Genomic DNA, 13,724 nt, shown 5'->3' on the forward strand with positions numbered 1-13,724 from the left:
TATTAAAGGTAGGGACAATACATGAGCAATGTGGTGGCGACGTACCGAATTAAAGCAAAGGCTGATCTAAACAAGCAGGCAGAACAAATCGCTCTTGGGCTAACGGTAGGCTCTTGGACATCATTGCCTCTCGTCGATCAAGAACAGCTGCGTGCGCACAAAGGCCACGTTGTATCTGCCCAATACATAGACGATCAATATGCAAAACTAGCGATCTCTTATCCTGCCGTCAATTTTACAAATGATCTTCCGGCAATCTTAACGACAACATTCGGCAAGTTGTCTCTTGACGGAGAGGTAAAGCTGTTGGATTTGGATTTTTCTAACGAACTTGCCGCGGCCTTTCCTGGTCCTGCGTTTGGCATTGAAGGCATCCGCAAACAAGTAGACGTCTATGACCGACCGCTCTTTATGAGTATTTTTAAAGGCGTCATTGGTCGAACGTTAGAGGATCTCGCTGAACAAATGAGGCAACAGGCTCTCGGTGGTGTAGATCTTGTCAAAGATGATGAGATCCTTTTTGAAAATGAAGCAACGCCGATTGAAAAACGTGTCAAAACAAACAAAGAAGTGCTACGCCAAGTGTATGAGAGCACTGGGAAGCGAACGCTTTATGCGGTGAACGTTACTGGACCGACACGACAGCTTGTGAACCAAGCCGAGAAAGCACAAGCTGCCGGAGCAGACGCGCTTCTTTTTAATGTCTTTTCTTATGGACTTGACGCGTTGCAGATGCTGCGAGAAGCCCCTGAAGTTCATTTGCCGATTATGGCCCATCCCGCCTTTAGTGGGGCAATGATTTCTGCACCAAACCACGGTGTGAGCACATCCCTTTTACTCGGTAAGCTCCTTCGTATGGCAGGCGCCGATTTCTCTTTATTTCCATCACCTTACGGATCAGTCGCCATGCCACGCGAAGAAGCGTTGTCGTTAAAGGAAGCGTTAGTCGATGATCAGTCGCCATGGAAACGAACGTTCCCAGTTCCGTCAGCAGGCATTCATCCAGGTCTAGTCCCTCAGCTTATTGCTGATTTTGGGTTGGATTCTATCATTAATGCAGGCGGTGGGACACACGGCCATCCCGATGGTGCGGAAGGTGGAGGAAAAGCTTTTCATGCGGCAATTCGGGCAACGCTTGACGGCGTTCCACTAGAGAAAGCTGCAGAAGGGAGCGAACCACTTGCAAAAGCCATTCAGCAATGGGGACACTAAACGGCTCATTGTATGTGATTTTGATGGCACGATCACAGAAAAAGACAATATTGTCGATATTATTCGTGCGTTTGCTCCACCTGAATGCGAAGAAATCATTCAATCTGTGCTTCAAAAGGAATGTTCCATTCGGGAAGGCGTTGGCCGCATGTTCGCCTATATACCAAGTTCGTTAAAGTCCGAAATTGTTCAATTCGTGCTTGAGCGAGTGAAGATTCGCCCAGGCTTTCATGAATTTGTTACTGCAATAAAAGCTGATCCAAATACGAGCCTAGTCATCGTGAGTGGAGGCATCGACTTTTTCGTCCACCCTGTGCTGGGAGACATTGACGTGCCTGTGTACTGCAATCATGGGAATTTTGATGGTAAGACGATCCAAATTGAATGGCCATTTGCCTGTGACGATCAGTGTCAAAACGACTGTGGCTGCTGCAAGCCATCAGTCATTCGGTCAATTGCCACAGGAGACGAACGAATTATTGCAATCGGCGATTCAGTCACTGATGTGGAGATGGCAAAACGAGCAGAACTTGTGTTTGCCCGCGATTACCTCTTAAAGGAATGTGAAACACATCATTGGCCGCATGAGCCCTTTAAGGATTTTCATGATATAGTAGCCGTGTTACAAGAAAAGGAGGGGATTTCCATATGACGCAGTGGGAAGAGTTGGCTGACGTCAAAGCAACGTTGGCGAAAAAAGGCTGGTTTCCAGCAACGAGCGGAAATCTTTCCATTAAACTTGAGGACTCCCCTTTGCATGCGCTTGTTTCCGTGAGCGGTAAAGACAAAACGAAGTCCTCACCGGAGGATTTTGTCGTCGTGGATCGCGATGGTAAGACAATCGAGTCAAGCTTGAAGCCGTCCGCAGAAACGATTATCCATACCCGTTTATATGAAGTAACCGATGCAGGATGTATTCTGCACGTTCATACAGTGGAAAACAATCTTATTTCGGCGCTCTATAAAGACGAGGGCCAGGCGACATTCACCGACCACGAGCTTCTAAAAGCGTTTGGACTGTGGGAAGAGAATGCAGCGCTTACGATGCCGATCGTTGATAATTTGCATGATCTTCCAGCGCTTGCTGAAGAGATGGTACGCGTAGTGACACCAGAAACAAAAGCCATCCTTATTTTAAATCACGGCATTACAGTGTGGGGCAAAAATGCATTTGATGCTCAGAAAAATCTTGAAGCCGCTGAGTTTCTCTTTGCATATCGCCTCGCTCAATTTAAATACAATCTATTGAAAAGGGAGGACGTGTAGACGATGGCAACGATTCGTTTAAGAGAAACAGGAGAAGTGATTGAAGGACATGACAAGGTGCAGCAGTTTCTGGAGAGCCAGGAGGTATTATACGAGCATTGGGACATGAGCAAGCTTCCAGCGGAACTAAACGCGAAATTCGTATTAACCGATGAAGAAAAAGCTCAAATTCTTACAGCCTTTGACACTGACATTCGCGATTTAGCAGAACGTCGAAGCTATGTGGATTGGGACATCATTGCGCTATCTGATAGCACGCCAAACCTTGACGAGCTACTGGCAAAATTCAAAAACGTTCATACGCACACAGATGATGAGGTCCGCGCCATTACGGCGGGGCATGGCATTTTTGTTGTTAAAGGGGAAAGTGGCTACTACAATATCGAGCTTGAGCCAGGAGATGTCATTTCAGTTCCAGAACATACGCCTCACTTCTTTACTTTAATGGACGATCGCCAAGTTGTCGCAGTTCGCCTATTTATTGACACGGACGGCTGGGTGGCTCATCCATATGAGGAAAAAGAGTATTCTGTAGAGTAAAACGAGTGAAGAATCAAAGATGCCTTTGCGTAAGGCATCTTTTTTAACATATCTACTAACGGAGGGATCATGTATGCTAGAGGAAGTATTTCAAACATTGGAGAAGCATTTCCCAGAGATGGTTTCGTTTCGTCGAGACCTGCATCAACACCCCGAGCTATCGTTTCAAGAGGTACATACGCCAGAAAAAATCGCAACCTATCTAAAAGGGTTGGGGATTGACGTGCGAACAGGTGTTGGAGGGCGTGGGGTTGTCGGAAGGTTGGTTGGTGCTTTGCCAGGGAAAACGATTGCCTTGCGTGCTGACTTTGATGCGTTGCCGATCCAGGATCTTAAAGACGTGGAGTACGCATCAAAAGTGCCAGGTGTCATGCATGCATGTGGCCATGATATTCATACTGCGGCCCTATTAGGCGTCGCATCTGTGCTCAGCCAATATAAACAAAAGTTACAGGGGACGGTCGTGTTTATCCATCAATTTGCGGAAGAGCGACCTCCCGGTGGTGCAAAACCAATGATTGAGGATGGCTGTCTTGAAGGAGTCGACGTGATTTATGGCGCTCACGTCTTATCAGAGGCAGATGTTGGAACAGTATGCATCACTCCGGAAACAGCTATGGCAGCCGGAGATCGTTTTGAAATTACAGTTCATGGGAAAGGGGGTCATGGTGCCAAACCGCATACAACCATTGATGCTGTGCATCTTGGCACTCAGGTTGTCAACCAGCTTCACCATCTTGTCAGTCGCCGTATAGATCCTTTACAATCGGGCGTCGTCTCAGTGGGAACGTTTAACGCTGGAGCGGGGTTTAATGTCATTGCTGAGCACGCCTCCATCACTGGTACGGTTAGAGCCTTTGAGGAAGCGGTTCGATCGACTTTGGAAGAGGGGATTAAAGAGGTTGCCAAGCAAACGGTCGAAGCTGGTGGGGGAAGTGTAGAGGTGGCTTACGAACGTGGCTATCCATCACTTTACAACCATCCTGCCGAACTGGCTTTTGTTGAAGAAAAGGCGAAGGACATCGTCGGTAGCGAAAATGTACTACGTCTAGCGCCATCGATGGGAATGGAGGACTTTGCATACTACGTCAAGGAAGTGCCTGGTGCGTTCGTTTATGTTGGCGGTCGAAATCCTGAAATCAATGCAACATACCCTCATCACAATGCACGGTTTGATGTCGACGAAACGTCTATGCTTACGATTGGAAAGCTGTTTTTATCGCTCGTATTGGATGGGGATGAGAACAGCACAACATAGAAGAGGAAGGTGCCTAGCCTAACCCTTGGACCAATTGCATTCCAGCTCTCCTAAGCGGGAGCTGGAATGTGCGTTTTTAACTTTAATAGTACGGTCACTTCACTGCGGTTTCAGCACTTCACTTAGCTCTAAAACTTCTGTTAGAATTCAAATTCAAACGCCATCAGTCGATTCGTATAATCAAACCCCAATTTATCAGCCACTCGTTTAGATGGTTCATTTGATTCATCGGTTTGCCAAAAAACACTAAATCCTCTTTTTAAGCATTCCTTTATGAATTGTTGTCCCAGTATCGTTGCCAACCCACGATTTCGCACACTTTGATCAAATGTGGCGATATAAATTTCATGGCGATCTCCATTCACACAACATGAGTAACATGTACTTATGACCTTATCGTTTTTTAAAACAGCGTAGCCTATTCCATGTTGCATAAAAGATTCTGCAGAAGACCAATACTCTGTCAACTCTTCTCTTAAATCTTCGACTCCAATAATCAATTCCTTCGTGATTTCTACAATGGTAAGGTCTTCATCAAGGACATGTAGGGGTTGCTCCAAACTGTTTCTAAAACGTACCGCATCCAATTCGTAACAGATTCTATAATCCACATAATATTCACGACGACCAATCACTGTTTCCAGCGTTTTTTTCCATTGTTCATTAAACAGGATGGAGCAAAACCATGTACCTCCGCATAAATCCAGACTTTCTTGCTTCAATTGTGTGGAAATGAAATCACTCAGCTGGCTATTAAACGATTCATTCTCCGGATCACCGAGCAAATAGTATACTAAGCCAACCGCATAAACGATCGCCGTCCGAGGCTCCTCAATTTGATCAACATAGACGGAGCCTCGATTCATACTGTTAAGCACTGCATTTAGCACATTCTCATTTTTCGCTTGCGGTTCAATCAACAGTGTATTGATTTTCGCATAATGTTCTTTTGGTAATTTTACAATCATTATGTACGCCTCCAAATATCTTTCTCACGAATAGAGCATTTGCGCTTCAGAAGTCGTAACACCAATCCAAATAAGAACAGAACGAATTCATTTTTCTAAAACGTTCAGGCAGCAAGTTTATTCCTCCAGCTCCCACGCCGGGTTCCAAACAATTTCCCATAGATGACCGTCGGGATCTTGGAATTGACCCGAATATCCGCCCCAGAAAGCTTCTTGTGCTGGTGTTGCGATGTGTGCGCCAGCTAACCGAGCCTGTTCCATCACTTCATCAACCTCTTCTTTACTCGCTACATTATGACCTAACGTAAATTCTGTTGGGTTTGGTTGACCTAAAGGAAGACCAGCCTCATGGGCGAGATCCTTGCGATGCCAAAGTGCTAGCTTCACACCCGATTGCAAATCAATAAAGACGACCGCGCCATGCTCAAATTCCTCACCAATGATGCCCTCGGTTTGTATCCCAAGTCCGTCCCGATAAAAGATAAGCGACCTCTCCAAATCGTCAACGCCAATCGTAATTACAGAAATATACGGTTTCATTTTCAGCACTCCTCTTTCGTTTGGTTTTTATTTTGCAAGGAATAAATATATTCGTTTTTGGACTTGCTGTGGCAAAGGTTGTACTAACGCTCGATTGAGTAACTGAGGGTGTGATACACCATGCTTTTCGAAATAAGCTTCAATGGCGCTTGCTTTAAACTCGCGCCCTGGCATCAAACGATACAGGATATACCATTCTTCCAGTGCACATATCGGTACCGACTGTCCATTGATTTTCCAAACAGCGGTAATTGAATCGCGATCAAAAGGACAACGATATATGCCTGCCTCATGTTCAATCCCAAAGCCACTCATGACATCTATGTCGACCCCGTCCCAAGTGAAAGACTGAAACACCTTTGTGTGAAAGGGTGCTTTCTTGGTTACTGGAACCGATGTTGCAGAAGAGTTCTGCAAGATCGAAAGCAGCCTTAACGCATCCGATTCTATAACGAACAAATCAATGTCGTGAGGGTTCTGCTCAATTCCATGATAATGGAGTACGATAGAACCACCGATCGCCCAGGTAAGTGGTTCTTGCTGCAGCAAATTTGTCAGTTTACATAATTCTTGATCAAGTATCATCGTTTCCTCGTTTCATTCTATATTTCAGGAATGATCAGGCATCCGTGTTTGTGTTGCTGTAAAATGGAAGACTGCTCGTCCCAACAAGGAAACTCTCGTTTAAGTATAAGCGAGACATCAAGAAAATGGGAGTTCCAACGTCTACTATACTGTAATCTCAGAGTTTTATCACACCATATACAAGCATCTGATCTAAAAACCTAAATTATTAAACCGTTTAACGGCACCTTAAGGTTCAAGCTTTATTTCGGCAAGCTTCTGTCTCTGTTCCTCCGGCCACCAGGCACCACATTCAGCAGCCACTGTACATACGGCACATTTCTTTAAATCATACACTTTCATATTTTTGATTGGTGGCGCGTAGACATGCAGCGTTAACAGAGGCGCATTCTTTGAAGCACTTGCCATTTGATGCACTTTTTTTCGAGGCGCAAACAAGTAATCTCCGGTGTCTTCTACTTTTACTTTTAGAATTTTAGGAAGGATACCTGGTTCAGATGTGAACAATGTATGCTGTGATTGGCCGTTGACAATGTATATCCATCCAAGTGAGTCCCCATGGTCGTGCGGGGCACATGCTTGCGTCGGCGACCAATGCATGAGCATGACCTCGACAGTGGCAGAGCAATACAATATGCGCCTCCCATAAGGATGACCTTCTGGGGCTGTTGCATAAGGGAGAACCTCCGCGGTTGTAGGAGCAAGTCGTTCCAGTGCATCCTTTAATGTGGATGGACAAGGATGGGCAGGCAATGCTGAAAAAATGTCATTCAACCGCTCCATAAATGCCATATTGTTCGCCTCCGCTAAATTGTCAGTTTCAAGCTAAACCTATTCATAGGAAGGTCGTCCTATGTAAGTTGAGACAATGAAGAAGCTCGTTGAATGAATTCAGGAAGAGTGTGTCGTTTAGTAGACTTGAAATTTTTGGAGAACAGTCGATAAAAAAAGAAACACATTGTTAGAAGGAGGCAGAAATGGGGAGCAAAACAAATCAACAAACAGGGCATTCAGATAAAGGACTCAAACATCTTTTATCTTATTGGCGCAATAGTTTGTCTGACGCTGACAGGATGATTGAAAGTCAAGACGTTATCAATCATCCTGAATTTTTAATACACCATGTAAATTTCACCTATAACATTGAGAGCGATTTAAATTTTCACATCATAGATCAAAATAAAATAAATCTTCAAATTTTTTGTCCAAAGCAATACATAGGACCAAAGCTAATTTCGCTGTTGGATTAAACTGTCCTGTTTCAATTGAACTAATGGTGTTCCGTGAAACACCGACTAATTTTGCAAGCTCTGTCTGTGATAATTTATTTTCATTACGGACTTTTTTTAAATTATTTTTCAAGACTAATGCATCTTCCATATCATCACCATACATTTCCGTTATTTACGACTGTGTAATACACGTGGATGCCTGTTAAAATGAGTGTTGCTATAGAATAAACCGTTGCAAGTACAATATCGCGTTTTCGCTTCATTCTGGTTGCTTTGACAATGAAACCTGAAGCGGAAATGGATATTATAACGGCATATAGACCGAAATCAAAACCATCACCCATTAGAATTTGCGTCACAAATAGAATTGTAGCCAATAGGATCCCTGTCAATGAGCCAACGCTTCCAGCATGGACTTGAACTTCAACTTCATATAAATCCTTATCCTTGTTCTCTTTTCTGCTTTTCGATAAGATGTCTTCTTTGTTAATGAGAATCGCCCCAATCAACTTCGCCAAGTTTTATTTGCATGTGTTTATTATATAATTGCCAGAGTCGGTTTTCAATCAAACAGAACAATTTATATCAATTACGCAGACGAAGTCTTTTTGAGTCGATGTTGCACTTGTACCCGTGGGGTGAAAAGTAAACACGATGAGGTACTCGCGAATCGATGTTGACCTTATACCCTTTAGGGTGCAAGCGAAGTATTTTGACGAAGCGGCACCCTAAGGAAACAAGTGCATCATCGTAGTCGTTTTTGTTCATTGTAAAGTATTTATGAAATGAGAGAGATCTTGTGCTATCTTTTTCAAACTTTAACAAAACAAATTGGTGGAAAAGGCAATAGCTGACTTCTCACCGTTCGAATTTTCATGCTTTACACAAGGCAGCATAGGTTGAATCACCTTAATAGCAAGATAAAAGAAATGTCGTACTTCTCAAAGTGGTATCCTATAAGTATAGAAAGTTCGCAGTTCATATTGCAAAGGGATTTTTGAAAGGAGAATTGTATGATCACCAATACATTGCAGATGACCTTGCTGGTCGAAGATCAAGAAGAGGCAAAGAAATTCTATACGGAGAAGCTTGGCTTTGACGTGGTTGCTGATCAAAGCTTTGGTGCGCAATGGCGATACATTACTGTCGCACCACAGCAAAATAATACAACCGTGATTGAACTTGTGAAAGCCGAGACGCCAGAGCAAAAGGCACTTATCGGAAAACAGAGTGGGGGACAGGTTCTATTTATGTTCCATACGGATAATATCATGGAAGATTATGATGTGTTACACAGCCGTGGTGTACAATTCCATAGCGAACCGCAATCCGTACCAGGAGGTAAAGGGGCAGGTTTCAAGGATTTATACGGAAATGACCTGGATATGTTTCAGCCAGACTGATCGTTACCTCATTGACTCTTCCCTTTAGTTTACATCAATCGATTTCATAACAAGGTAAACCTGTGAGAAGCTATCACGGGTTTTTTGCTTGGCATGAAACCAATGGTTCTAGCTCCAATTAGAACTAGTGCCGCTTTTTCCTTTCCTCTTCTCGTAAAGTTTGTTTACCGATTCATTAGACGCCGTTTAGAGATCGTTTAGAAATGGTGGGTATGCTAAATGTATTCGGAAGAGCAAAAAGAGGAGGGGAATAGATATGAAAAAGCTAGCCATAACACCAAAGCGCTGGTTGCTGACATTGCATCTCTTGTTTGCGGGAATCTTACTAGGGGTTTCAGTCACGTTTCTCGTATTGAGCATTACTGCAGCCACAACGAATGACCAGTCTGTGCTGCTTGCGTCTTATACGAGCATGCATACATTGGCAACATCAGCCGTACGTGCATCGACGATCGGAACGGTGGTCACGGGAATTCTTTTGTCCATTTGGACGAAATGGGGATTGTTTACGTTTTACTGGATCATCGCCAAAGAGATTCTAACGCTCATTTCAATTGGTCTAGGGATTGTAGGTATGTACATTTGGACGTTAGATGCTATGAGTATGACAACTGAAGAAGGGTTTTCGGCAATGCAAAATCCTGCTTTTCAAATTAATCAAATACAGCTGTTCAGCGGGATCTTTTTACAAATCGTTTCATTAGTAGCGATGTTTATCTTATCCGTCTTTAAACCGTGGGGGCAGCGTAGCATCAAAAGAACCAAAAGATAAATTTCTGATTCACTTAAAAACACAGGTGTTTGAATTTAACGGCTCCATCGCTTTAGGCTATGGACCCATTGGCCAATCGTATGGCATTGATTCGATTGTAGAGGATTTGAAAGAGTAAAAAAAGCAAAAAGCTAAACGGTCGCCAACCACCGTTCAGCTTTTTTGTGTATCATTACAATAATTCAATGTATCCTTGCGTTCCATGAACGCGAATGCGTTGACCGTCTTTAATCCGTTTGGTCGCATTTTCCACGCCAACAACCGCAGGTAAGCCATATTCTCGTGCAATAACGGCTCCGTGCGTCATCAATCCACCAACTTCGGTGACGAGTCCTTTTATGGAGACAAACAGCGGGGTCCAGCTAGGGTCTGTAAAGGCGGTGACTAATATATCTCCCGCTTCTAAAGTCGCATCACCCATACTTAAAAGAACGCGCGCACGTCCTTCGACAACTCCTGAAGAGACAGGGAGACCTGCAATCGCTTTTGCCGGGAGGTTTTCTCGTTTGTACTCACCATTCATCATTTCACCGTCAGACGTGATCACACGTGGGGGTGTTAATTTTTCATAGTAGGCGTACTCGACTTTTCGATTGCTGATGATTTGGTGGTCTAATTTTTTTGTTTGTACGACGTCATGGAGCTCTTCGAATGTGAGGTAGTAAATGTCTTCTTTCCTTTGGATCACGTGGGCTTTGACGAGCTCTTCGGCTTCCCTCATCAAAGCCTGCTTGTAAACGAAGTAACGCTGAACGATACCGTATTTAGGATATTCGCGATATCCGATGAATGTCCGAATGAGATCAATCTTCCGTTTCGTTTCCTTAGCCTTTTGTTCACCATCTGGTAATTGCTTCAGCCGATTCAAAAGCTCTTGTTCTTTTTCCAAGGAAACACGGAGCCCTTGCTCAAATTTCTGTTTGCTGGCACCATGCTCAAAGTTATTGATGTTGCTAAGAATCATTGGGACGATGGCCATTGGGTTTTCACTCCAGCGGGTTTTCGTTATGTCAATTTCCCCACTACACCGCATACCGTATTTGTTGAGAAATGCACCGATAGCATCTTTGCTTTCCTGACCGCCAGTATACAATTCGAGATCGTCTAAAAACGTATCCTTTGTTGTCGTTTGTAAATAATGGTTGACGTCTGGAAAGGGACGAATGACATCAGCGACGTCCATAAGGGCGAGACCCATTTCCGAAGTAATGTTGTTTGGCACGGATTGAGAAAGTGTATCTGCCGCTTTCTTTTCACCCAACCATTCATCCATTTTCTCATTGACCCAAGCTGAAGCCTGCATTGCTGCCATGATGACTGTCAAGCTTTGTGAAGCAAATGATCTCTTCTTTAATTCCTGAATATCCTCTAAAATAAATTCAAATAAATCTGATCCCGATTTCCTCGCGATGGCATGCTTTAACTCGTCTATTGAGCTCTGACTTTCCTTAATCAAATCAGAAACAATCGTCGGATCAATATCGATGTGCGTTTGGTCTTTTAAAAAATCTCTACGTGGAGGCTGTGTTTTTTCAGCATCTGGTAACGGTTTGATAAAATGTTCGCGATCTACGATGGTCGTAAGAGCGTCTTTAATCAACGGATCGGATTGACCCAACGTATTGATGATATTTTCCCGGCTAGCAGTTGAAGCCAATTGAGCTGTGACATCAACGAACAACCTTCCGCCGGCTACACGCATGGGAGCAGGGGTTAGTAACAAGAAAAAAGCCAATCCCAACGGTTTCATTGGATCCGTCATCATCTGTTGATGACCGACAGAAACGTAGACGTGATTTTCTTGATCATTCGCTTCAGGAATAGGAAATAGCGTTGTGATTGGCCGACTTTGGACAATATACATCGTATCATCAACCAAACACCATTCAATATCTTGTGGAGAGCCAAAATAGGCTTCAATCTGTCTTCCGATGTGCGCGAGTCGTACGATCTGTTGATCTGTAAGTGTTTGTTGTTTTTGTTGATCTGGACTTAGTTGCTGGATTTCTGTTCCCCCTTCTTTTCGTCCATTGACGGCCAGCTTTTTCGTTGCAATTCTCTTATCAACGATTTTCTCATCCTGAACCTTATAGCAATCTGCAGAGACCAAGCCTGAGACGAGGGCTTCACCAAGACCAAAACCAGCATCAATCGATAGCAGCTTTCGGTTGGAGGTGATCGGATCAGCTGTAAATAGAATCCCTGAAGCCTGTGAGAACACCATTTTTTGAACGATAACGGAGATAGACACTTGGCTGTGGTCAAACCCGTTTTGCATACGATACATCACGGCACGATCCGTAAAAAGTGATGCCCAACATTTGCGGATATGCTGCAAGATGGCCTCCTTGCCGATGATATTTAAATAGGTGTCCTGTTGACCCGCAAAGGATGCAAAGGGAAGATCCTCTGCAGTCGCACTAGATCGTATGGCATACGCCTGTGTTTCTCCGAGTTGAAAGAGAGAGGAGGTCACTGCTTTTTCGACCGTGGAAGGAAGGTCCACTCTCATAATAATTTGACGAAGCTTCCCGCTAATTTTACTAATCTGATCTCGTTGTTCAATGTCTAGCGCTGTGAGTTGGTTCAATAAGGGAAGGATGGCTTCGTTGTTTTCAATTGCTTTTTGATAGCCAATCGTTGTTATACAAAATCCGTCTGGCACTTGTACGTTATGGAGCTTTGCTAATTCCGCTAAGTGTCTTCCTTTCCCACCTACGAGACGAAGCTGCGTTGTTTCTAACTCCTGAAAGCTGAGAACTATAGGACCCATTCAATCCGCTCCTTACCATTCATTTGAGAAAAAATTTGACAAGAGGTGACCAGCATGATAATATAAAATTATAAGATGTGATAAATATGTCCATAAATACAAACGCAGATGTGAACTGAGTATATCATCATGCCCGTGTATGCGCAATATAAAAAGAGTCTGGTAAATTTGTCCAGACTTTTTTTTGTCCACTTATGTGAGAATAGCAATAAGAAGAATTGATATTGAATATCGAACCGGGGGCTAAAATATGTATCCAAGAGCTAATACATTAGGATTAATGATAAAGGACAATTGCATCCTTTTAGAAGAATTTGAAGGAAAGCATTCAAAAGGAACTGGTCTTTATTACCGGCCAATTGGCGGTACAATTGAACTCGGAGAAAGATCAGATGTGGCGTTAATTAGAGAATATAGTGAGGAATTAGGCGTTGACATTAGTATTAATCGATACATGTCCTGCATCGAAAATATTTTCAAAATTGATGAAAGTGTAGGCCACGAAATAACGCAAATTTATTTGGTGGATTTTAAGGATACGAACCTCTATGAAAAAGACCTTTTCACTGTAACAGAAGGAAATCGAGTCTCCTATGCTATGTGGATTGAAAAAGAAGATATTATTACAGGGAAAAAGATACTTTACCCAGATGGACTAACTGAATTACTAAGAAGGGGTTTTGCTTGATGTCCCTCTTAACGATAGCCTAATTGCTCCCTTACCTTTATTGCTACTTTTGGACAAGGACCGACTATCACTAAAAAAACTCAAACGATGTGGTTGACAAAACAACTACTCGGTATTACTATGTAGTGGTAGTAAGTAATACAGAGTAGGTTCGAGGTGATGATATTGGAACACTTAACGGAAATGCTCAAAGGAGTGCTTGAGGGCTGTGTGCTTGAAATTATAAGCCGCAAAGAAACCTATGGCTACGAAATTACTCGCCAGCTGAACGCCCTCGGTTTCAAAGATGTTGTGGAGGGGTCGGTGTACACCATCCTCATTCGACTTGAAAAAAACAAGTTGGTAGAGGTCACGAAAAAGCCTTCCGCCATGGGACCGCCACGAAAGTTTTTCGCGCTTAATGACGCGGGACGAGAGGAGCTAAAAAAGTTCTGGGTGAAATGGGAATTTGTTGCGTCGAAAATCGATCAATTAAAGGGGGTATAGG

16 protein-coding genes are annotated in these 13,724 nt (G+C 43.4%); 9 read left to right on the forward strand and 7 right to left on the reverse strand.

Annotation, left to right across the window (positions count from 1 at the left end; genetic code table 11):
• The first annotated feature begins 21 nt into the window (after window positions 1-21).
• The 5 genes from EV213_RS10375 to EV213_RS10395 all read left to right on the forward strand — a co-directional run bounded on the left by EV213_RS10375 (window position 22) and on the right by EV213_RS10395 (window position 4,276).
• Window positions 22-1,212: a 2,3-diketo-5-methylthiopentyl-1-phosphate enolase gene (locus tag EV213_RS10375; RefSeq protein ID WP_133580465.1), complete on the forward strand. Its 1,191-nt coding sequence runs from the start codon at window positions 22-24 to the stop codon at window positions 1,210-1,212.
• Window positions 1,181-1,864 (forward strand): 2-hydroxy-3-keto-5-methylthiopentenyl-1-phosphate phosphatase, encoded by a 684-nt coding sequence (locus EV213_RS10380; RefSeq protein ID WP_133580466.1) that lies wholly within the window; start codon window positions 1,181-1,183, stop codon window positions 1,862-1,864. The genes EV213_RS10375 and EV213_RS10380 overlap by 32 nt, the downstream gene beginning before the upstream one ends.
• Window positions 1,861-2,478, forward strand: coding sequence for a methylthioribulose 1-phosphate dehydratase (locus EV213_RS10385; protein ID WP_133580467.1), 618 nt, complete (start codon window positions 1,861-1,863; stop codon window positions 2,476-2,478). Before EV213_RS10380 ends, EV213_RS10385 begins: the two co-directional genes overlap by 4 nt.
• A 3-nt stretch (window positions 2,479-2,481) precedes the next feature.
• Complete coding sequence (locus EV213_RS10390; protein ID WP_133580468.1) at window positions 2,482-3,018, forward strand: 1,2-dihydroxy-3-keto-5-methylthiopentene dioxygenase; 537 nt, start codon at window positions 2,482-2,484, stop codon at window positions 3,016-3,018.
• A 73-nt stretch (window positions 3,019-3,091) separates the two neighbouring features.
• Complete coding sequence (locus EV213_RS10395) at window positions 3,092-4,276, forward strand: M20 metallopeptidase family protein (RefSeq protein WP_133580469.1); 1,185 nt, start codon at window positions 3,092-3,094, stop codon at window positions 4,274-4,276.
• A 140-nt stretch (window positions 4,277-4,416) separates the two neighbouring features.
• Here the strand turns inward: EV213_RS10395 and EV213_RS10400 are convergent, their stop codons facing one another.
• The 6 genes from EV213_RS10400 to EV213_RS10425 form a co-directional block, all read right to left on the reverse strand.
• Window positions 4,417-5,244, reverse strand: a complete 828-nt coding sequence (locus tag EV213_RS10400) for a GNAT family N-acetyltransferase (RefSeq protein ID WP_133580470.1) — start codon at window positions 5,242-5,244, stop codon at window positions 4,417-4,419.
• Between the two features lie 117 nt (window positions 5,245-5,361).
• Window positions 5,362-5,784 (reverse strand): VOC family protein, encoded by a 423-nt coding sequence (locus EV213_RS10405; RefSeq protein ID WP_133580471.1) that lies wholly within the window; start codon window positions 5,782-5,784, stop codon window positions 5,362-5,364.
• Window positions 5,785-5,811: 27 nt separating this feature from the next.
• Window positions 5,812-6,369: a nucleotidyltransferase family protein gene (locus tag EV213_RS10410; RefSeq protein ID WP_133580472.1), complete on the reverse strand. Its 558-nt coding sequence runs from the start codon at window positions 6,367-6,369 to the stop codon at window positions 5,812-5,814.
• Window positions 6,370-6,597: 228 nt separating this feature from the next.
• Entirely contained in the window at window positions 6,598-7,161 is a 564-nt protein-coding gene (locus EV213_RS10415) for a cysteine dioxygenase (protein WP_133580473.1), read from the reverse strand.
• Between the two features lie 375 nt (window positions 7,162-7,536).
• On the reverse strand, window positions 7,537-7,749 hold the full coding sequence (locus EV213_RS10420; RefSeq protein WP_133580474.1) for a helix-turn-helix transcriptional regulator: 213 nt from the start codon (window positions 7,747-7,749) through the stop codon (window positions 7,537-7,539).
• Window positions 7,750-7,753: 4 nt separating this feature from the next.
• Window positions 7,754-8,119 carry a DUF6442 family protein gene (locus EV213_RS10425; protein ID WP_133580475.1) on the reverse strand — a complete coding sequence of 122 codons (366 nt, stop codon included), beginning with the start codon at window positions 8,117-8,119 and terminating at the stop codon, window positions 7,754-7,756.
• Window positions 8,120-8,614: 495 nt separating this feature from the next.
• On the opposite strand from EV213_RS10425, the gene EV213_RS10430 reads away from it, so the two are divergent.
• Together EV213_RS10430 and EV213_RS10435 are read left to right on the forward strand one after the other, a co-directional pair.
• Window positions 8,615-9,004 carry a VOC family protein gene (locus EV213_RS10430; protein WP_133580476.1) on the forward strand — a complete coding sequence of 130 codons (390 nt, stop codon included), beginning with the start codon at window positions 8,615-8,617 and terminating at the stop codon, window positions 9,002-9,004.
• A gap of 256 nt (window positions 9,005-9,260) precedes the next feature.
• Window positions 9,261-9,776 carry a hypothetical protein gene (locus EV213_RS10435; protein WP_133580477.1) on the forward strand — a complete coding sequence of 172 codons (516 nt, stop codon included), beginning with the start codon at window positions 9,261-9,263 and terminating at the stop codon, window positions 9,774-9,776.
• Between the two features lie 172 nt (window positions 9,777-9,948).
• Here EV213_RS10435 and ppsA read toward each other — a convergent pair whose 3' ends face one another.
• A complete protein-coding gene (ppsA, locus tag EV213_RS10440) occupies window positions 9,949-12,549 on the reverse strand; it encodes a phosphoenolpyruvate synthase (RefSeq protein WP_133580478.1) in 2,601 nt (866 codons plus the stop codon).
• A gap of 250 nt (window positions 12,550-12,799) precedes the next feature.
• On the opposite strand from ppsA, the gene EV213_RS10450 reads away from it, so the two are divergent.
• Window positions 12,800-13,237 carry an NUDIX hydrolase gene (locus tag EV213_RS10450; RefSeq protein ID WP_133580479.1) on the forward strand — a complete coding sequence of 146 codons (438 nt, stop codon included), beginning with the start codon at window positions 12,800-12,802 and terminating at the stop codon, window positions 13,235-13,237.
• A gap of 183 nt (window positions 13,238-13,420) precedes the next feature.
• A complete protein-coding gene (locus EV213_RS10455; RefSeq protein ID WP_279512761.1) occupies window positions 13,421-13,723 on the forward strand; it encodes a PadR family transcriptional regulator in 303 nt (100 codons plus the stop codon).
• Window position 13,724: the final 1 nt, after the last annotated feature.

Origin of the sequence: Aureibacillus halotolerans (genome assembly GCF_004363045.1) — a bacterium.
In the GTDB taxonomy this organism is placed as follows: domain Bacteria; phylum Bacillota; class Bacilli; order Bacillales; family DSM-28697; genus Aureibacillus; species Aureibacillus halotolerans.